Source organism: Sphingomonas faeni, from assembly GCF_023195535.1.
GTDB lineage: Bacteria > Pseudomonadota > Alphaproteobacteria > Sphingomonadales > Sphingomonadaceae > Sphingomonas > Sphingomonas faeni_B.
In genome coordinates, this window is sequence record NZ_JALPNF010000006.1 from 25,715 (window position 1) to 43,735 (window position 18,021).

Annotated in this window: 17 protein-coding genes; 11 read left to right on the forward strand and 6 right to left on the reverse strand. The window is 65.5% G+C overall.

Features of this window, described 5'->3' with window-relative positions; all coding sequences use genetic code 11:
* The first annotated feature begins 37 nt into the window (after positions 1–37).
* Positions 38–175: a hypothetical protein gene (locus tag SPHN_RS12285; protein ID WP_248523718.1), complete on the forward strand. Its 138-nt coding sequence runs from the start codon at positions 38–40 to the stop codon at positions 173–175.
* On the opposite strand, the gene SPHN_RS12290 is transcribed toward SPHN_RS12285, so the two are convergent.
* Positions 168–1,967, reverse strand: a complete 1,800-nt coding sequence (locus SPHN_RS12290; RefSeq protein WP_248523720.1) for an aminopeptidase P family protein — start codon at positions 1,965–1,967, stop codon at positions 168–170. The genes SPHN_RS12285 and SPHN_RS12290 overlap by 8 nt on opposite strands.
* Positions 1,968–2,380: 413 nt before the next feature.
* On the opposite strand from SPHN_RS12290, the gene SPHN_RS12295 reads away from it, so the two are divergent.
* Positions 2,381–4,435, forward strand: coding sequence for a S9 family peptidase (locus tag SPHN_RS12295; RefSeq protein ID WP_248523722.1), 2,055 nt, complete (start codon positions 2,381–2,383; stop codon positions 4,433–4,435).
* Positions 4,432–4,854, forward strand: a complete 423-nt coding sequence (locus SPHN_RS12300) for an acyl-CoA thioesterase (RefSeq protein ID WP_248523724.1) — start codon at positions 4,432–4,434, stop codon at positions 4,852–4,854. The genes SPHN_RS12295 and SPHN_RS12300 overlap by 4 nt, the downstream gene beginning before the upstream one ends.
* Positions 4,855–5,006: 152 nt before the next feature.
* Here the strand turns inward: SPHN_RS12300 and ppc are convergent, their stop codons facing one another.
* The 3 genes from ppc to SPHN_RS12315 form a co-directional block, all read right to left on the reverse strand.
* A complete protein-coding gene (gene ppc, locus SPHN_RS12305; protein WP_248523726.1) occupies positions 5,007–7,682 on the reverse strand; it encodes a phosphoenolpyruvate carboxylase in 2,676 nt (891 codons plus the stop codon).
* A 259-nt stretch (positions 7,683–7,941) separates the two neighbouring features.
* Positions 7,942–8,316, reverse strand: a complete 375-nt coding sequence (locus SPHN_RS12310; RefSeq protein WP_248523728.1) for a hypothetical protein — start codon at positions 8,314–8,316, stop codon at positions 7,942–7,944.
* Positions 8,317–8,342: 26 nt separating this feature from the next.
* A complete protein-coding gene (locus SPHN_RS12315) occupies positions 8,343–8,909 on the reverse strand; it encodes an HNH endonuclease (RefSeq protein WP_187502579.1) in 567 nt (188 codons plus the stop codon).
* 92 nt (positions 8,910–9,001) lie between these two features.
* On the opposite strand from SPHN_RS12315, the gene gluQRS reads away from it, so the two are divergent.
* Positions 9,002–9,850 carry a tRNA glutamyl-Q(34) synthetase GluQRS gene (gene gluQRS, locus SPHN_RS12320; RefSeq protein ID WP_248523730.1) on the forward strand — a complete coding sequence of 283 codons (849 nt, stop codon included), beginning with the start codon at positions 9,002–9,004 and terminating at the stop codon, positions 9,848–9,850.
* A gap of 268 nt (positions 9,851–10,118) precedes the next feature.
* On the opposite strand, the gene SPHN_RS12325 is transcribed toward gluQRS, so the two are convergent.
* Positions 10,119–10,469 (reverse strand): DUF3147 family protein, encoded by a 351-nt coding sequence (locus tag SPHN_RS12325; protein ID WP_248523732.1) that lies wholly within the window; start codon positions 10,467–10,469, stop codon positions 10,119–10,121.
* A gap of 116 nt (positions 10,470–10,585) precedes the next feature.
* Between SPHN_RS12325 and SPHN_RS12330 the strand changes: the two genes are divergently transcribed.
* The 4 genes from SPHN_RS12330 to egtD all read left to right on the forward strand — a co-directional run bounded on the left by SPHN_RS12330 (position 10,586) and on the right by egtD (position 13,946).
* Positions 10,586–10,816 carry a twin transmembrane helix small protein gene (locus SPHN_RS12330; protein WP_248523734.1) on the forward strand — a complete coding sequence of 77 codons (231 nt, stop codon included), beginning with the start codon at positions 10,586–10,588 and terminating at the stop codon, positions 10,814–10,816.
* Positions 10,817–11,030: 214 nt separating this feature from the next.
* Entirely contained in the window at positions 11,031–11,624 is a 594-nt protein-coding gene (locus tag SPHN_RS12335) for a cob(I)yrinic acid a,c-diamide adenosyltransferase (protein ID WP_248523736.1), read from the forward strand.
* Positions 11,625–11,685: 61 nt separating this feature from the next.
* Positions 11,686–12,969 (forward strand): ergothioneine biosynthesis protein EgtB, encoded by a 1,284-nt coding sequence (gene egtB, locus SPHN_RS12340; RefSeq protein ID WP_248523738.1) that lies wholly within the window; start codon positions 11,686–11,688, stop codon positions 12,967–12,969.
* Entirely contained in the window at positions 12,969–13,946 is a 978-nt protein-coding gene (gene egtD / locus SPHN_RS12345; RefSeq protein ID WP_248523740.1) for an L-histidine N(alpha)-methyltransferase, read from the forward strand. The genes egtB and egtD overlap by 1 nt, the downstream gene beginning before the upstream one ends.
* 28 nt (positions 13,947–13,974) lie before the next feature.
* On the opposite strand, the gene SPHN_RS12350 is transcribed toward egtD, so the two are convergent.
* Positions 13,975–15,063, reverse strand: a complete 1,089-nt coding sequence (locus SPHN_RS12350; RefSeq protein WP_248523742.1) for a DUF1176 domain-containing protein — start codon at positions 15,061–15,063, stop codon at positions 13,975–13,977.
* A 125-nt stretch (positions 15,064–15,188) separates the two neighbouring features.
* Here SPHN_RS12350 and SPHN_RS12355 point away from each other — a divergent pair, with 125 nt between their 5' ends.
* From SPHN_RS12355 to SPHN_RS12365, 3 genes are all read left to right on the forward strand, one after another.
* The gene (locus SPHN_RS12355) at positions 15,189–16,058 is read left to right on the forward strand and encodes a 3-hydroxyacyl-CoA dehydrogenase NAD-binding domain-containing protein (protein ID WP_248523744.1); all 870 of its coding nucleotides are present in this window, start codon (positions 15,189–15,191) and stop codon (positions 16,056–16,058) included.
* Positions 16,059–16,192: 134 nt separating this feature from the next.
* A complete protein-coding gene (locus SPHN_RS12360; protein WP_248523747.1) occupies positions 16,193–17,323 on the forward strand; it encodes an ImmA/IrrE family metallo-endopeptidase in 1,131 nt (376 codons plus the stop codon).
* Entirely contained in the window at positions 17,320–17,814 is a 495-nt protein-coding gene (locus SPHN_RS12365) for a DUF4411 family protein (RefSeq protein ID WP_248523749.1), read from the forward strand. The genes SPHN_RS12360 and SPHN_RS12365 overlap by 4 nt, the downstream gene beginning before the upstream one ends.
* The last annotated feature ends 207 nt before the right edge of the window (positions 17,815–18,021 follow it).

Here is an 18,021-nt window from a genome sequence, read left to right on the forward strand (position 1 = left end):
ATTGTCAAGCGGTCCCGCCAAGATGTAGGGCGTATTTATGGATGATCGGGATCGAAAGGCGGCGGAGAAGGCCGAGCGCATGGCCGCGGCGCTGCGCGAGAACCTGCGGCGGCGCAAGGCGCAGGCGCGTGCCGTCGGGGCTGCGCCTGCGCCTGGGGACGAGCCTTCTAGCTGAGAGGCGCGCACTTTGCCGCGAGCCACGCGCGATCGTTTGCGTCGGTCATTTCCGGGGTAAGGACCGCCAATACCCTGGCGTGATAGTCGTCGACCCATTGGCGCTCCTGCGGCGTCAGCAGCGCGGGCTCGATCAGCGTGCGCTCGATCGGGCAGAAGGTGAGCGTTTCGAAACCGAGCATCTCGCGGTCGGCGCCGGGGATGGTGCGCGGCTCGATCAGAATCAGGTTCTCGATACGGATGCCGTATTCGCCGGCCTTGTAATAGCCGGGCTCGTTGGAGAGCATCATGCCGGCGCGCAGGGGCTCCATCGCTGCGCCACCGGGGTAGTTGGGTGCGGCGATGCGTTGCGGACCCTCGTGGACCGCGAGATAGGCGCCGATGCCGTGGCCGGTGCCGTGGCCGAAATCCAGGCCTGCTTCCCAGAGCGGACGGCGGGCGAAGGCATCGATCTGGCCGCCCATGGTGCCGTCGGGGAAGACCGCGGTGGCGATGCCGATATGGCCCTTCAGGACGCGGGTGAAGCGGTTGCACATTTCGGGGGTGGGTTCGCCGATCGGCATGACGCGGGTCACGTCGGTGGTGCCATCCGAATATTGGCCGCCGGAGTCGATCAGATAGAGCTGGCCGGGCTCGATCGGGGCGCTTGATTCCTTAGTGACGTGGTAGTGCGGGATAGCACCGTGGGGGCCGGTCGCGGAAATCGTGTCGAACGAGGTGTCCTTCAGGACGCCGGTCTGTTCGCGAAAGGCGAGCAGCTTGGCGGCGGCGCTGAGTTCGGTCTGGCCGCCCTTCACGCATTCGATCTCGACCCAGCGCAGGAAGCGCGCGAGTGCGGCGCCGTCGCGCGCGGAGGCGGCGCGGTGGCCGGCGATCTCGACGGGGTTCTTGATGGCTTTGGCGAGGACGACGGGGTCGCGGAGCGGGAGGATCTTGGCGCCGCCGGCTTGGAGGGCTTGCGTGATCGCGGCGACGGCGCGCTCGGGATCGGCGGCGACGCGCTTGCCGGCGTAGGTGGCGAGGGCGGCGGCGAAGGCGGTGCGGTCGTGGAGGCGGACGGCGTTGCCGAGATGCTGGCGGACGGTGTCGTCGAGTTTGTCGGGGGCGACGAACAGGTCAGTGGTGCCGTCTGCGCCGACGATCGCATAGGAGAGTGCGACGGGGGTGTGGTCGACGTCGCCGCCGCGGATGTTGAGCGCCCAGGCGATCGAATCGAGTGCACTGAGGATGACCGCGTCGGCCTTGTGATCGGCCAGCCAGTCGGCGATTGCGGCGCGCTTTTCGGCGGAGGAGGCGCCGGTGAACTGGTCGGGCTGGACGGTCAGTTTTGCGGGGGAGGGGGCGGGGCGATCGGTCCAGATCGCGTCGATGGGATTGGCGTCCACCGCTATGAGTGTGGCGCCGCGCTCGGCGAGGGCGGTGGTGGCGTCGGCGACCCAGGTTCCGGTGTGGAGCCATGCGTCGTAGCCGATCCGGCCGCCTTCGGGGGCGTGCTTGGCGAGCCAGGCGGCGGGGCTGGTCTGGGGCACGGGTTCGTACGCCCATTGGGTGCCGTCGACCTGCTCGCGAACCTGGATCGTGTAGCGGCCGTCGGTGAAGATCGCGGCGCGGTCGGCGAGGACCACGGCAGTGCCGGCCGAGCCGCCGAAGCCGGTGAGCCAGCCGAGGCGCTGCGCGTAGCCGCCGACATATTCGCTCATGTGCTCGTCGGTTAGGGGGATGACGAAGCCGTTGAGGCCTTCGGCGGCGAGCTGGGTGCGGAGGGCGGCTAGGCGGTCGGTGTGGGTCGGCATGTTGGGGTCTCTCGTCGGTCGATGTCGGGTGATGCGGGGGTTCTGCCAGAAAGGGGCACGGCAGGACAGCGTGGGGAGGGGCGGGACACTTCCCAAGGGGCGAGGAGAGCGCAATCGAACGGTGCTCTTCCTTAGTTCTCCCGCGAAGGCGGGAGCCCAGTCTAGGTCCCCGCCTTCGCGGGGAAACACGGTTGGTGCACCGTCACTCACACCAACCGCCACCACCCCGGTGAAGGCCGGGGCCCAATTGGGGGACGGTCGTGACGAAGGACTGCGCGCCGTTACTGCAACCTTTCCAACTGGGCCCCGGCCTTCGCCGGGGTGGTGCATGGGGCGTGGCTGGCACTCTTCCTCAGCCGCTCCCCAACGCTACAGCGTTTGGCTTCCACCCGCGGCCCCGCTAACACCGCTGCATGACCACGCCCCCCATCGCCGAACAGCGCCCGCACAGCTTCACCACGCACGGCGTGACGATCGAGGATCCGTATGCGTGGTTGAAAGATCCGAACTATCCGGAGGTCGATGACGCCGACGTGCTCGCATATCTGGAGGCCGAGAACGCGTATTTCGAGGCGCAGATGGCGCCGCATACCGCGCTGGTCGATACGATCTACGAAGAGATGAAGGCGCGCATCAAGGAGGATGAATCCTCGGTGCCGCAGAAGGATGGCGATTGGCTGTACTGGACCGCGTACGAGACCGGCGGGCAGTATAAGAAATGGTGGCGCAAGCCCGTCGCAGGCGGTGACGACGAGTTGTTGCTCGACGAGCCGGCGCTGGCGGAGGGGCACGAGTATTTTCGGCTCGGCGCGTTCTCGGTCAGCAATGACGGGCGCTATCTCGCCTATGCGATCGACGACAATGGCAGCGAGCGTTTCGAGGTTCGGGTCAAGGATCTGGACACCGGCGAGCACCTGCCCGACGTGATCCCTGGGATGCTCAGCGAGATTGTCTGGACTGCGGACGATGCGGGCTTTCTCTACGGACTGGCTAACGAGCAGTGGCGGACGGACAATGCGCGGTTCCACCGGTTGGGGACGCCGATTTCCGAGGACGTGGTGCTGTTCCACGAGGAGGACGAGGGCTTTCGCGTCGGCGTCGGCGAGACGAGTTCGCGCAAGTGGATCGTGATTGCGACGAGCGATCATGTGACGAGCGAACTGTATCTGCTGCCTGCGCACGAGCCGCTGGCGGTGCCGATCCTCGTTTCGGCGCGGAAGGTCGGTCGCGAATATGACGTGGACGAGCATGACGGGACGCTGTTCATCCATACCAACGACGTCGATCCGAATTTCCGGCTGTGCACCGCGCTGGTCGAGGAGCCGGACGCGTGGAGCGAGCTGATTCCGGCCTCGCCGCATTTCTATATGACGGGCGTGGAGTGTTATCAGGACTTCTTCGTGGTCGACGGGCGCGAGGATGGCCTCGATCAGATCGCGATCCACCGGTACGAGACGCCGACCGAGGGCAAGCGGATCGACTTCCCCGAGGCGAGCTATGTCGCAGGGCTGGGGGATAATCCCGAGTACGACATGACGGTGCTGCGGCTTGGGTATGAGTCGATGGTCACGCCTGGCACCGTGTACGACTATGACGTCGATACCGGTGAGCGGACGATGCTCAAGGTGCAGGAGATCCCGAGCGGGTATGACGCGGCGAAATATGCGACCGAGCGGCTCAAGATCGTCGCGCGGGACGGGACGGAGATCCCGGTCTCGATCGTGTATCCGGCCGGGTTCGTTCGCGATGGGTCGGCGCCTTTGTTCCTCTATGCGTATGGCGCGTACGGCTATGCGATCCCGCCGGGCTTCTCGACGGGGCGGATGAGCCTGCTCGATCGCGGGTTCGCCTATGTGATCGCGCATATCCGGGGTGGCGACGATCTGGGTCAGCAATGGTATCTGGATGGCAAGCTGGAGAAGCGCGCGAATACGTTCAACGATTTCGTCGATGTGGCGAAGGCGCTGGTCGACGCGAAGTGGACGTCGGCGGGGAAGATCGCGATCGCGGGGCGGTCGGCTGGCGGCGAGCTGATGGGGGCGGTGGTCAATTCCGATCCCGAGCTGTGGGGCGCGGTGATCGCGGACGTGCCGTTCGTCGACGTGCTGAACACGATGCTCGACGAGAGCCTGCCGCTGACGCCGGGCGAGTGGCCGGAGTGGGGCAATCCGATCGAGGACGAGGCTGCGTTCAAGCTGATCCGGTCGTATTCGCCGTACGACAACGTGAAGGCGCAGGCTTATCCGCCGATGTTCATCAGCGGCGGGCTGAACGATCCGCGCGTGACCTATTGGGAGCCGGCGAAGTGGGCGGCGAAGCTACGGTTGATGAAGACCGACGACAATGTGCTGCTGCTCAAGACCAACATGGGCGCGGGGCATGGCGGCAAGTCGGGGCGGTTCGAATCGCTGCGGGAGGGCGCCGAGGAACACGCGTTCGTGCTGTGGCAGCTGGGCGTCGCGGGGTGAGCCGGTTCACGCTCTCGATCACGGCGCAGGACGCGGATATCGACGAGCTTGGGCATGTGAACAATGCGGTCTGGGTGCAGTGGATCCAGGCCATCGCGACTGCGCATTGGGAGGCGGTGGCGCCTGCCGAGCATAAGCTGGCGTATGTGTGGGTCGTGACGCGGCATGAGATCGATTACCGCGGGAGTGTCGTCGCGGGGGAGACGGTCGTTGGCGAGACTTGGGTCGAGGGGGCGCCTAAGGGGGCTCGGTTCGATCGGCATGTTCGGTTTTTGGGCGGTGATGGGAAGGTGAAGCTTGAGGCGGTGACGACCTGGGCTTTGCTGGATCGGGGGACTGGGCGGTTGATGCGGGTGCGTGAGGATGTCGCTGCGCCGTTTTATCCTCGCCGGAACGGGGAGGGGGACCGCGACGCGTAGCGGCGGGGTGGAGGGGGAGCGCCGCGGGCGTTACGGCTGTGTCGGAGTGATTATGGGCGCTGCGCTTGGATAAGGCGAGTCTCACGGCTGGTATTTTTGCCGCACGCCCCCTCCACCAGCTTCGCTGGTCCCCCTCCCCGTTCCGGGGAGGATTAGCCGCTGTTTCTTAGGGCGGTGGCGATGGCGTTGATCGAGAGGAGGATGCCTTCGCCGATCCTCGGGTCGTCCTCGCCTGCTCGGCGGCGTTTTATCAGTTCGATCTGGAGGAGGTTCAGCGGCTCGATATAGGGCAGGCGGAGGCGGATCGAGGCGTCTAGGGCGGGGTGCTTTTCCAGGAGGCGGGACTGGCCTGTTACCTGCAAAAGCCCGTCGTGAGTCTGGTGCCAGCCGTCGCGGATCTTGGTGAAGATCTCGCGGAGTTTGTCGTCCTCGACGAGTCCGGCATAGCGTTCGGCGATGCCGATGTCGGACTTGGCAAGGACCATTTCGAGATTGGCCAACGCGGAGGCGAACAGCGGCCAGCCTTGCGCCATGTCCTTCAACAGCGCCTTGTCCTCGAAATCGGCGATCGCGCGGCCGACTCCGTACCAGCCGGGGAGCATGACTCGCGCCTGTGCCCAGCTGAACACCCAGGGGATGGCGCGGAGGTCTTCGATGCGGTCGGACTTGGTGCGGCTGGCGGGGCGGCTGCCGATCTTGAGGCCGGCAATCTCGGCGATCGGGGTCATCTGGCGGAAGAAGGTGCGGAAGCCTTCGGTGCCGTAGACGAGGTCGCGGTAGCTGTGGAACGCAGTGTCGCTGAGCGTGTCCATCGCTGCGGAGAAGCTGGCGTTGTCGGCGTTGGAGAGGCGTTCGGGCTCGAGGCTGGCGAGCAGCGTGGCCGACGCGATCGCCTCGAGGTTGGTCATCGCGGCATCGCGCGTGCCGTATTTGGCGGCGATGACTTCGCCCTGCTCGGTGATGCGGATGCGGCCCTGCACGGTGCCCGGGGGCTGCGCGCGGATAGCACGGAAGGCCGAACCGCCGCCGCGTCCTACCGCGCCGCCGCGACCGTGGAACAGCTGCATGCCGACGCCCGCCGCGGCGAACACGGGTTTCAATGCGGTCGAGGCTTTCGATAGCTGCCAGGTGGAGGTGAGATACCCGCCGTCCTTGTTGCTGTCGGAATAGCCGATCATCACTTCCTGATGGCCGCGCGCCTTGGAAATGGTGGCGATCTCGGGGAGCGCGAACCAGGCGGACATGACGCCGGGGGCGGCTTCGAGATCGCCGATCGTCTCGAACAGGGGCACCGCCATTATCGCGGCGGTCGGCGTGTCTCCGGGACGGTAGAGGCCGACTTCCTTCAGGAGCAGGTTCACCTCGAGCAGGTCGCTGACCGACTGCGCCATCGAGACGATGTAGTTGGTGATGCACGCGGGGCCATAGGCAGCATGCGCGTCGGCGGCGGCCTGGACGATCGCCAGTTCGCCTGCGGTCTCGTCGGTGTAGTCGGCGAAGCGCGAGGTGAGCGGGCGGGCGTTGGCCAGTTCGCGCCTGAGGAGGTCGACGCGTTGGTCTTCGTCGAACGACATATAGTCTGCTTCGACGCCGGCCACGTTCAGCAGTTCGGCGACTACGCGTTCGTGGACGGCGCTGTTCTGGCGGAGGTCCAATGTGGCGAGGTGGAAGCCGAACGTCTCGACCGCGCGGATCAGCCGGCCGAGTGCGCCGCCGGTCTTCAGCGCGATGCCGAGGCCGTGTGCGAGCGTGACGAGGTCGGCACGGAAGTCGGCGGGGCTCGCATAGGGTTCGCCGGTTAGGCGACCGGGGCGCGGGGCGTGCTTGCCGGTGAGCGCGTCGTGTGTAGCGGACAGGCGGGCGTAGATGCCGGAGAGCGCGCGGCGATAGGGCTCGTCGCTGCGGCTGGCGGCATCGTCGCCGCTGGCGTCGGCGAGCGCCTGCACCGCAGCGTCGGCGGGGGCGTGTTCGGTGGAGATCGAGAGCTCGGCGCCGAGCGCGTGCACCGCGTCGCAATAATAGCCGAGCACCGCTTCGCTCGCCTTCGACAGTGCGGTCTTCAGCGAGCCGGCGGTGACGTACGGGTTGCCGTCGCGGTCGCCGCCGATCCAGCTGCCGGGGCGCAGGAAGCTAGGCGTGCGTTCGCCGAGTGCGCGGTCCCAGCGCTGGTAGAGTGCGGGGAGCGCGGGGAGGAACACATCGCGCAGATAGCTGAGCGCATTGTCGACCTCGTCGGTGACGTAGAGGCGGTCGCGTCGGAGGACGCGGGTTTGCCAGAGCAAAGCGATCTGGCGGAGGATCGCGTCGTCGACGCTGTCGCCATCCGGCGTGGTGTCGCGGCCGAGATCGCGCAACGCCATCAGCTCGGCGATGCGGTTGCGGTGGTCGATCATGCTTTTCCGCCGGACTTCGGTCGGGTGCGCGGTGAGAACGGGGGCGATCAGCGCGTGGTCGAGCAGCTTGCGGATCTGGGTGCGGTCGATGCCTTCGGATTCGAGCTGGGCGATCGCGGAGGCGAGGTCGGCGCCGTCTTCTGCGGCGATGCCCTGGCGGTCCTCGGCGAGGTTGGCGAGCATCGAGAACAGCATGAAGCCGCGGACGAAATCGAGCGTCTCATCGAGGCTGAGCTTTTCGAGGCTGAGATCGACCGCGCGATCGTCGCCGGGCTTGCCTTCGGAGGCGTCGCGGTGGCGCTCGACAGACGCCTTGCGGATCGTCTCAGTGGCCTCGAACAGACGCTCGCCGCCATAGGCGCGGATGACGTCGCCGAGCAGTTTGCCGAGGAAGCGGATGTCGGAATTGTTCGCGATTGCGGGGAGGCTAGCCATGATCCCCTGCTGCGCTGCGGCAGAGTTCAGGTCAACCGGGAATGGAAGGCTTGAGGCGTGAAATCGAATGCATTGCGCGGGCGATGCGTAATATTATTGTCTATGGGTGCCCTGGGCGTCGGCCTTAAGTTTCTCCCAGATACTCCGCCATCCTAACCCCACTCCGTCATCCCAGCGAAAGCTGGGATCTCCGCGTGTGGCAGGTGCCGCGAACCCCGACAGATACCCCAGCGTTCGCTGGGGTGACGGGTGTTTGGGTTCAGCGCTTACGCGATTCCGCGCGTTCTTCGGACGTCACCGTGCCGTCGCGGTTGAGGTCCATCCTGTCGAACCAGGCGAGCGTGCCTTCGCTCCACTCGATCGCGGTGATGATGCCGTCCTTGTTACGGTCGAACGCCTTGATGCGCGCGTTCGGTGCGGGGAGTTCGTCCTTGGTTATGCGGTCGTCGGCGTTGCGGTCTAGCGTGCGGAAACGGCGTTCCATGCTGGCGCCGAAGTCCAGGCGCGAGGTTACCGAGGGGGGCACGAAGCCTACCGCGTTGGCGTCGGCCTGTGCGCGCTGCTCGTCCTTGTCGCCGCATGCGGACATGAAAAGTCCCGTCGCGGCGAGCGCCGCCACCAGTTTCACCTGCATAGTATCTCCCGTCGTCTCGAAAGCCGTTACGCTTCCAGTTCAACGTCCCAATACAGCCAGTCGTGCCATGTGTCGTGCAGGTAGTTGGGCGGAAAGCTGCGGCCGTGTTCCTGCAGATGCCAGTTGGTCGGACGGATCGGCTCGAGGTGGAGCGGCATCGCCGCCTGTTTCGGCGTGCGCCCGCCTTTCTTGAGGTTGCAGGGCGAGCAGGCGGTGACGACGTTCTCCCACGTGGTACGACCGCCTTGCGCGCGCGGCACGACATGGTCGAAGGTGAGATCGCGCAGCTTGCCGCAATATTGGCAGGTGAACTTGTCGCGCAGGAACAGGTTGAAACGGGTGAAGGCGGGAAATTGCGACGGTCGGACGAACTGCTTCAGCGCGATCACCGAGGGCAGTTTCAGCGCGAAATTGGCGCTGCGGACTTCGCGTTCATAGGTGGCGACGATGTCGACACGATCGAGGAAAACAGCCTTGACCGCAGTTTGCCACGGCCAGACGCTGAGCGGATAGTAGGAAAGCGGCGTATAATCGGCATTCAGCACGAGCGCCGGACAACCATCCGGGTGGCGTATCAGGTCGGGGTGAAACACGGCTCCTCCCACTCAGGCTTCGCAGAGCGCCCTATGGACGACAGCGATGACAAGGACATGACAGCACGGCGCGTATCGTCAGGTCAAGCGCGGTGAGCGGCGAGACGGTTATTACGCGGTTCGCGCCGAGCCCGACCGGACGGTTGCATCTCGGGCATGCGGTATCGGCGATCCGCGCGCATGATTTTGCGCGGGAGCGCGGCGGGCGGTTCGTGCTGCGGATCGAGGATATCGACGGGACGCGGAGCCGGCCCGAGTTCGTCGCGGGGATCCTCGAGGATCTGGCGTGGCTCGGGTTGCGGTGGGATCTGCTCGTGTTCCAGTCGGAGCGGCTGGCGAAATATCAGGCTGCGCTGGAGACTTTGAAGGCGCGCGGGCTGGTCTATCCGTGTTTCTGTACGCGGGCGGAGATCGCGGCGAGTGCGTCCGCACCGCAGGGGGATGCTGCGCCGGTCTATCCGGGGATCTGTCGGGGTCTGACCGCGCAGGAGATGACCGCACGCGCGCATCTAGCGCATTGCTGGCGGCTCGATATGGCGAAGGCGGTGGCGATTACCGGCGCGCTGGCGTGGCATGATGCGATTGCCGGGACGGTGGTGGCCGATCCTCTGGCGCAGGGGGATGTGGTGCTGGCGCGCAAGGATGCGCCGGCGAGCTATCATCTGGCGGTGACGCTGGACGATGCCGCGCAGGGCGTGACCGACGTGGTGCGCGGGGTAGACCTGTTCGCGGCGACGGACGTGCACCGGCTGCTGCAGGCTTTGCTGGGGTTGCCGGTGCCTTCGTATCATCATCATCCGCTGGTGGTGGACGCGGCGGGGCGGCGGTTGGCGAAGCGGGACGGGGCGGTGTCGCTGGCGGAGATGCGGGCGGGTGGGGAGGATGGGGCGGCGTTGGCGGCCCGGTTGCGAGGTGGGGATCGGCTCGCGACTTCCAGGTGAGGACCTGAGCTAAGGTGGTGCGAATATCCTCCCGTCATGGTGGCCTTATAACGGCTGGCAATCTGCACTTCCTTGTTCTCCCGCGAAGGCGGGAGCCCAGACTGGGTCCCCGCCTTCGCGGGGAAACAGGGGGAAGGTGCGGCGGCTCTAATGTTGTACCACCCCGGCAGAGGCCGGGGCCCAATTGGGGGACGGTGCTGGCGAAGGCATCGCTCCGTTACCTCTGCTTTCCCAATTGGGCCCCGGCCTCCGCCGGGGTGGTGTTTTTTTACAGCTCGATCCCCAGTCTCGGCGCTGCCCAGGTCATCGCCGCGTACAGCGCGATCGTCAGTACGCAGCCCGCCATCAGCGAAACCCAGAAGGGTACACCATGTCGCAACAGCGCGGGGATCAGCAGGAACATCGGCAGCGACGGTAGCACGTACCAGAAGGTCGCGCCGGCGTGCGCGGCCATCGTCCGCGGATCGGGTTTGTCGTGCCAGAGCCAGATCATGCCGAGCACCGAAACCAAAGGCAGCGACGCCACGAGCGCACCGAAACCGGGATAGCGCTTCGCCAGTTCCGACGCGGCGGCAATCAGGATACCGGAAATCAGGGCCTTGAGCGCAAGATAGAGCATGCGCCATGTGCGCTACCCACGCGGCAGTCCGCAACATTGCTTATCGGCAACATGGGTCATTTTCCGGCTTCGGGTACGCCATTGCTACCCCGCCGGTGCGCGCTTACATTCGGGTCATGAACACATTCCTCGTCATCCTCCTGATCGCGGCGATGATCGCGACCGTCGTGGCCCTGGTGCGGGGCGTCGTGTCGTTCCTGCAGGAGGGCAGCGCGCAGGTCCGCGATGGGAACGGGCCGAGTACCGCGTCGCTGAAATCGAATCGGATGATGCAGCAGCGAGTCTTCTTTCAAGCGCTGGCGATCCTGATCGTCGTCGTGATCCTGTTCGCGGCGGGGCGGACGTAAGCGGCTTTGCATTTTGGGCTATTTTGCCTTCAACTTGCGTCGTCCCAGCGGATGCTGGGATCTCACCGTTTGGCGGATGTCACGAGCCACGAGGGATACCCCAGCTTTCGCTGGGGTGACGGGATTTGGTTGCCAGGGCGGCGGGATTTGGTCGCTGGGGCGGGGTTTATTGGCACGGCGACGGGGCTTTGATGCGCTTTAATCTGGAACATTCATGGTCAAGCTGAACAAGATTTACACGCGCACCGGCGACGACGGCACGACCGGGCTGGTCGACGGATCGCGCGTGTCGAAGTCGAGCGCGCTGATGCAGGCGATCGGCGATGTCGACGAGGCGAACTCGGCGATCGGCCTCGCGGTGATCGCGCTCGGCGATCAGCCGATGGCGGCGGCGCTGACGCGGATTCAGAACGACCTGTTCGATCTCGGCGCGGACCTGGCCACGCCCGCGGGCGCGGACGAAGCCGGCGCGGACGATTTTACGCCGTCGGAGATGGTGTTGCGGATCGTGCCCTCGCAGGTCGAGCGGCTGGAGCGCGAGATCGACGCGATGAACGCGCACCTCGCCCCGTTGCGGAGTTTCATCCTGCCGGGCGGCTCCGCCGAAGCCGCCGCGCTGCATCTGGCGCGGGCGATCAGCCGACGGGCGGAGCGATCCGCAGTCGGCGCGAGCGAGACGCAGCGGCTTAATCCGGCCGCATTAGCGTATGTTAACCGGTTATCGGATTTCCTGTTCGTGGCGTCGCGGGCGGTGAACCAAAACGGGGCCGGCGACGTTCTATGGCGACCGGGGGCTACGCGCGTCTAGGCGCGTATCGTCGCTCGCGTTCCAACGTCGCATCGGTCGACGTAGAACTGAGGAGAGATCGATGCCGAGTCCCGTCCGTCCCGATCGCGCCACGGCGCCGGAGACCTCCCCTCTAGCCCAGCGGTTTGCCGCGGTTCGCGATCTGACGCTCGCACTCGCCGCTCCCCTCTCGGATGCCGATGCGACGGTGCAGTCGATGGCCGACGCATCGCCGACCAAATGGCACATGGCGCACACGACGTGGTTCTTCGAAACGTTCGTCCTGCGCGATCATGTCGTAGGCTATGCGCTGCACGACGAGCGGTTCCCGTTCCTGTTCAACAGCTATTACGAGGCCGAAGGGCGTCGCCATGCGCGCGATCGGCGCGGGATGGTGACGCGGCCGTCGCTCGACGAAGTGCGGGCGTATCGCGCGCATGTCGATGCGGCGCTGATCGACGCGCTGCCGACCTTGTCCGAGGATGCGCAGGCGCTGGTGGCGCTCGGCTGTCATCACGAGGAACAACACCAGGAATTGCTGGTGACCGATATCCTCCACATGTTTTCGGAGAACCCGCTCGAGCCGGCGATGTGGCCGGCGGCGCGCAAAATTCCGGTGGCGATGCCGGGTACGATCGGCTGGATCGAGCGTGGCAGCGAGATCGTCGAGATCGGCCATGACGGCGAAGGGTTTTCGTTCGATTGCGAAGGGCCGCGTCATGCTGCGTTGCTGTCGCCGCACGCGATCGCCGACCGGACCGTGACCAATGGCGAATGGGCCGCCTTCATCGCCGATGGCGGTTACCGCGATGCCCGGCACTGGCTGGCCGATGGCTGGGCGTGGGTGAAGGCGGAGGGGATCGTCGCGCCTTTGTATTGGGAAGAGCGGGATGGCGAGTCTGGGAGCGGCTGGACCCGGTTCGGGCTCGACGGTCGCCGCGCGATCGATCCGGCCGCCCCGGTGACGCATGTCAGCTTCTTTGAAGCGGATGCCTATGCGAGCTGGGCCGGTGCGCGATTGCCGACCGAATTCGAATGGGAGGCGGCCGCGGCTTCGTATGACGCCTCCGGTGGCAACCAGATGGACGTCGCGGGCCCGGTCGAACCGCGGCCTTCGCCAGGCGGCCCGGCGTTCTTCGGCGATGTCTGGGAATGGACCGGCAGCGCGTATCGCCCCTATCCGAAGTTCGCGAAGGTCGACGGCGCGGTCGGCGAATATAACGGCAAGTTCATGAGTTCGCAGTTCATCCTGCGTGGCGGGAGCTGCGCGACGCCGCGCGGTCACGTCCGGGCGAGCTACCGCAATTTCTTCTATCCGCACCAACGGTGGCAGTTCACCGGCGTGCGCCTCGCGAAAGATATCTGATGTTGAAGCCTGAGATCGAGGACGGCCAGCAGACGCTCGCCGACCCGCAATTCCGCGCCGATGTGCTGGACGGGCTCGCGCGGGTGCCGCGGGCGATCCCGGCGCGGTGGTTCTACGACCGGCGCGGCTCGGAACTGTTCGAGAAGATCACCGACTTGCCCGAATATTACCCGACGCGGACCGAGCGCTCGATCCTGGAGACCGTGTGTCCGGAGGTCGCCAGGATCGTCGGCGAGGGCCGTGCGGTGGTCGAGTTCGGCTCCGGCTCGTCGACCAAGACGCCGATCCTGCTCGATGCGGTCGCGCCGTCGGTGTACGTGCCGATCGATATCTCGGGTGATTTCCTGCGGGAATCGTCGAACGTGTTGGGCGAGCAGTTCCCCGACCTGCTGGTGCTGCCGTTCGAGGCGGATTTCATGCGGCCGCTGAGCTTGCCGAAGACGATCGCGGATACGCCGAAACTGGGGTTTTTTCCGGGATCGACGATCGGCAACATGATCCCGCTGATGGCGGTCGACCTGTTGCGCGCGATGCGGGCGTCGCTCGGCGTGGGCGCGATGCTGTTGATCGGGATGGACCGGATCAAAAGCGAGGACGTGCTGGTGCCGGCGTATGACGATGCGCAGGGCGTGACGGCGGCGTTCAACCTGAACCTGCTCGAGCGGATCAATCGGGAGCTGGGCGGCGATATTCCGGTCGAGGCGTTTCGGCACAAGGCGGTGTGGAACGACGATCGTGCGCGGGTCGAGATGCATCTCGAGGCGACGCGCGACGTTGCGTTTAGCGTGGACGGGCGGACATTCGAAATGTCTGCGGGTGAGACGATTCACACGGAAAACTCGCATAAATATGGCGAGCGGGATGCGCGGATCCTGTTGCGGTCGGGGGGGTGGACGCCGGTGGCGGCGTGGACCGACCCCGAGGGGCTGTTCGGGGTGTATCTCGCCGAGGCTCAGGTGGAACGGCCGGCGCCCTGAGTGGCGGGGGGGGGGGGGGGGGCGGGGGTTAGCGCACCACCTTGGCGCGCCACGTCGTGATGTAGTCGATGTTGCCGCGGCATTCGCCCATTTCGGATTGTTCGGACAGGCGCAGGCGGGTGCCGTCCCAGACGAAGCTCTGGATCACGCCGCAATCGCCGAGTCCGCGGCCCTTGGCGTAGCTGGTCAGGACGCCGTTCTTGAAAGTGCCGTTGACGACGCTCTTGACCGGCGTGGCGGAGTCGGCGCCGGTTTCCTCGAAGCCGGAGGGGGCGTCGGTCTGGGCCGGGGTGATCGTCGCGCCGTCGATGATGAAGAGCGCGCCGATCATGTTGTACGCGCCGGTCGAGCAGGGGAGCATGACAAGCGTCTTGCCACCGCCGAGCACGTGCGTCTCCGGGTCGAAGATCGCAGCGTTGGCGCCGGTCGGGAAATTCTCGAGCGAGCACGACCCGCGTTTGCGCATCGTCGCGATCTGCGCGGCGGTGAGCTTGGCGGCGGTACCTGACGGCGCGACCGCGGCGATGACGGGGAGGGCGGGCGTCGGTGCGCGCGAGGCGGCGGGGCCTCTGGCGACGATCGCGTCGACGGTGCCCGCCCGGCCTTGTTGCGCGTCGATGTAGCGGAGCGCGGCGGCGGCGCCCTTCAGCGAGAGCGTGGCGAGCGTGCCGCCGTTCGCGTCGAGGATTTTCAGCGACTGGGCGTTGGCGATCGCGGTGGCGAGCGCGGTTGCGTCGCGCAGGGCGATCGGCTTGCCGTCGACCGCGAAGCTGGCGGGTGGGCGCTTGGTGGCGGCCTGGTCGTTGCGGGTTTCGATCGCCAGCGAGATGTTGCCGCCGCCGGTCGCGACCGCGCCGGGCTCTCGCGTGAGGTTGAGCGTGATCGTGTCCTGGCCGATGCTCGCGTCGGGGAGGAGCGAGCCGAGCGTGCAGCGAAGCGCGTTGTCGCAGCCTACGGTCCAGTCGGTGAAGGTCTTCGTGGCGCCGGGCTTGGGTGGCGCGTGCGTGTCGGTCTGCTGCGGTGCCGTCGGGGTTGCGGGAGCGGGCTCGGTCTTGGCCTCGGGCGCGGAGTCAGGCTTGGGCTGCGGCGCGGGCTGGCTCGGCGAACAGGCCGTCATCAGCGGGAGCGTTAGGAGGGGCGCGAGGGCGGAAAAGATCGGTTTGCACAGCATTGTTGCAGCCTAGCGCGCTGGCAGCGCGGGGAAAAGCGGCTAGGGAGGGGGCAACAAATCAGGAGAGCGATGTGCAGACGATCGGCGTGATTGGTGCAGGGCAGATGGGCGCGGGAATCGCGCAGGTGTCGGCGCAGGCGGGGTACCGCGTGCTGCTGGCCGACGTGTCGCTGGAGGCGGCGAGCAAGGGCAAGGCGGGGATCGCCAAGGCGCTCGGCCGGCTGGTCGAGAAGGAGAAGATCGCGGGTGAGGCACGCGATGCGGCGCTGGCGCTGATCGAGCCGGTCTCGAGTGTGGCGGAGATGGGCGACTGTGCGATCGTGGTCGAGGCGGCGACCGAGCGTGAGGCGGTGAAGCGGCAGATCTTCGCCGAGGTCGGCAAGGTGCTGGGGCCGGATGCGATCCTGGCGTCGAACACGTCGTCGATCCCGATCACGCGGCTGGCGCAGGCGGCGCCCGATGCGGCGCGGTTCATGGGGGTGCATTTCTTCAATCCGGTGCCGGTGATGCGGCCGATCGAGCTGATCCGGGGCCTTGCGACGTCGGACGCGACGGTGGCGGCGGTCGAGGCGTTTGCGGAGAAGCTCGGGAAGCAGGTGGTGCATGCGAACGACGCGCCGGGCTTCATCGTCAACCGCGTGCTGATGCCGATGATCAACGAGGCGTGCTTCGCCCTGGGCGAAGGCGTGGCGAGCGTGCGCGACATCGATCTCGCGTGCCAGCTCGGGCTGAACCATCCGATGGGGCCGCTGACGCTGGCGGATTTCATCGGGCTGGATACGTGCCTGGAGATCACGCGCGTGCTGTTCGAGGGGACGGGCGATCCCAAGTTCCGGCCGGCGCCGGTGCTGGTGAAGTATGTCGAGGCCGGGTGGTTCGGGCGGAAGACTGGCCGCGGGTTTTATGATTATTCGGGGGCGGAGCCTGTGCCTACTCGGTGAGGGGGGCTTGGTAAAAGGTAAGGTGCCGAAAATTGTTGAGGGTAGCGCGTTAACTCCACCCCGTGCATTGTAACCAAGTGCCGAACGTGAACCCAATAATTTTGAAGTGGGCGAGAGAGACCGCGGGTCTTGACTTGGATTCGGCTGCGCGCAAGATTGGTCTCGGCGCTGCACGTGGAGTGGCGGCCGCCGACCGGTTGGCTGCTATCGAGGCTGGCGAAGGAGAATTATCCGCGGCGCTGTTGAAGCGCATGGTGCAGCAGTACCATCGCCCTTTGCTAACCTTCTACTTGTCGGCCCCACCCGCCGTTGCAGATATCGGTCAGGATTTCCGCACGCTTCCAGACCAAAGCGATCCGTCGAATGTGCTGTTGGCAACTCTTCTGCGGGATGTAACGGCGCGTCAGGCTCTCGCGCGGGATGCACTAGAGGAAGAGGAAGACGTGGTCCCGGTGCCGTTCGTGGGCTCGGAAAGAGCTACGCGCGATCCCGAGCGCCTATCTGCGGCTATTGTTGAGGCTATCGGATTTAGCAGAGCCGAATTTCGCGCATGCCGCACGGCGGAGGAGGCCTTTACTTATCTTCGCGGGCTCGTGGAAGCGAGAGGCGTTTTCGTGCTACTCGCCGGCGATTGTGGGCACCACACCACCGCTATCGACGTGAAGGTCTTCCGCGGTTTTGCCGTTGCCGATCCCATAGCGCCCTTTATTGTCGTCAACGATCAGGACGCAAAGTCGGCGTGGTCGTTCACACTGCTTCACGAACTCTCGCATCTCCTATTAGGCGCGGGCGGCGTCAGCGGCGGTCGGCCTAGCGCCGGTGTTGAACGGCTTTGCAACGATACTGCCGCTGCGACGCTCATTTCGCCTGCCGAAATTGACGATTTGCCAGCATCCGGTGATGCTGTGGAAGTTGAAGGCATTAACGCGTTAGCGGACAGGATTAACGTCAGCCGTACGATGATCGCATATCAACTGTTTGCTGCTGGGCGCGTGTCTGAAGTGCGCTGGATAAGTTTGCGCGACCAATTTCGTGCGGAGTGGCTAGCAGCCAAGGATAAAAACCGAGAGCGTAGCCGGGGGCGTCCTGGACCAAGCTGGTACGTCGTTCGGCAACACCGCCTTGGTTCCGCCCTGCTGAGTCTAGCACGGCGAGGTATTGCTGACGGATCGCTTACTCCAAGCCGGGCCGCGAGGATGCTGGGGGTCAAGCCGATGAATGTTTACCCGCTACTTGCTGAGCCTAGGCGGATGAATGCCGGATGATCTACCTGCTAGACGCCAACGCCCTCATCAACTCTCACAAAACGTGGTATGCGCTGCACCGAGTGCCCGAGTTTTGGCGATGGCTCGTCTATCATGCGGAAGCGGGGTCGATTAAAATGCCGTCCGAAATCTACGGCGAAATCGAGGGCGGCAACGATGCGCTAACCGAGTGGGTCAAAGAGGAAACGCATAAAAAGGCGCTGCTGCTTGTCGAGGAGAGCGACCTCGGCAAAGTCCAGGCGGTACTTAGTCATTATAGCGCCATCCTTAGCGATGCTGACGTTATCAAAATCGGTCAGGACCCCTTCCTCGTTGCCGCAGCGATGGGGCACAGCGATCGCGTAGTCGTAACTGCGGAGACTTGGGACTCGAAGAAGCAGGGTGCGAATAAGAAGGTCCCAAACATCTGTGAAGCTTGCGGGGTCACTTGGCGTACGCCGATCCAGTTAATCAACGAACTGGATTTCACGACAGCTTGGGACTTGCTCTAGCCGCTAGGCGACGTTGAGCGACCGCTGACGAACAGCCGCTAGGATCATTTTCTCTCCCTCGCAGTCAATCTCAATTACCCGAGATGCGAACCAGATCGGTTAAGCCGCTTGACATCGTCACGCTCGTTTGGTACATAACGGGAACGCTGAAGAATTGCGGGTCGGGCTGGTGGCTCGGGCGGAGAGAGGCCGGGACGGTCGGGGTGG

Excerpts from the sequence above, each read along its gene's own strand:
- SPHN_RS12365 (WP_248523749.1), top strand. The coding sequence starts at position 17,320 with ATGATCTACCTGCTAGACGCCAACGCCCTCATCAACTCTCACAAAACG.
- SPHN_RS12335 (WP_248523736.1), top strand. The coding sequence starts at position 11,031 with ATGGTCAAGCTGAACAAGATTTACACGCGCACCGGCGACGACGGCACG.
- SPHN_RS12350 (WP_248523742.1), bottom strand. The coding sequence starts at position 15,063 with ATGACGGCCTGTTCGCCGAGCCAGCCCGCGCCGCAGCCCAAGCCTGAC.
- SPHN_RS12310 (WP_248523728.1), bottom strand. The coding sequence starts at position 8,316 with ATGCAGGTGAAACTGGTGGCGGCGCTCGCCGCGACGGGACTTTTCATG.
- SPHN_RS12290 (WP_248523720.1), bottom strand. The coding sequence starts at position 1,967 with ATGCCGACCCACACCGACCGCCTAGCCGCCCTCCGCACCCAGCTCGCC.
- SPHN_RS12295 (WP_248523722.1), top strand. The coding sequence starts at position 2,381 with ATGACCACGCCCCCCATCGCCGAACAGCGCCCGCACAGCTTCACCACG.
- ppc (WP_248523726.1), bottom strand. The coding sequence starts at position 7,682 with ATGGCTAGCCTCCCCGCAATCGCGAACAATTCCGACATCCGCTTCCTC.
- egtD (WP_248523740.1), top strand. The coding sequence starts at position 12,969 with ATGTTGAAGCCTGAGATCGAGGACGGCCAGCAGACGCTCGCCGACCCG.
- egtB (WP_248523738.1), top strand. The coding sequence starts at position 11,686 with ATGCCGAGTCCCGTCCGTCCCGATCGCGCCACGGCGCCGGAGACCTCC.
- SPHN_RS12325 (WP_248523732.1), bottom strand. The coding sequence starts at position 10,469 with ATGCTCTATCTTGCGCTCAAGGCCCTGATTTCCGGTATCCTGATTGCC.
- SPHN_RS12330 (WP_248523734.1), top strand. The coding sequence starts at position 10,586 with ATGAACACATTCCTCGTCATCCTCCTGATCGCGGCGATGATCGCGACC.
- SPHN_RS12285 (WP_248523718.1), top strand. The coding sequence starts at position 38 with ATGGATGATCGGGATCGAAAGGCGGCGGAGAAGGCCGAGCGCATGGCC.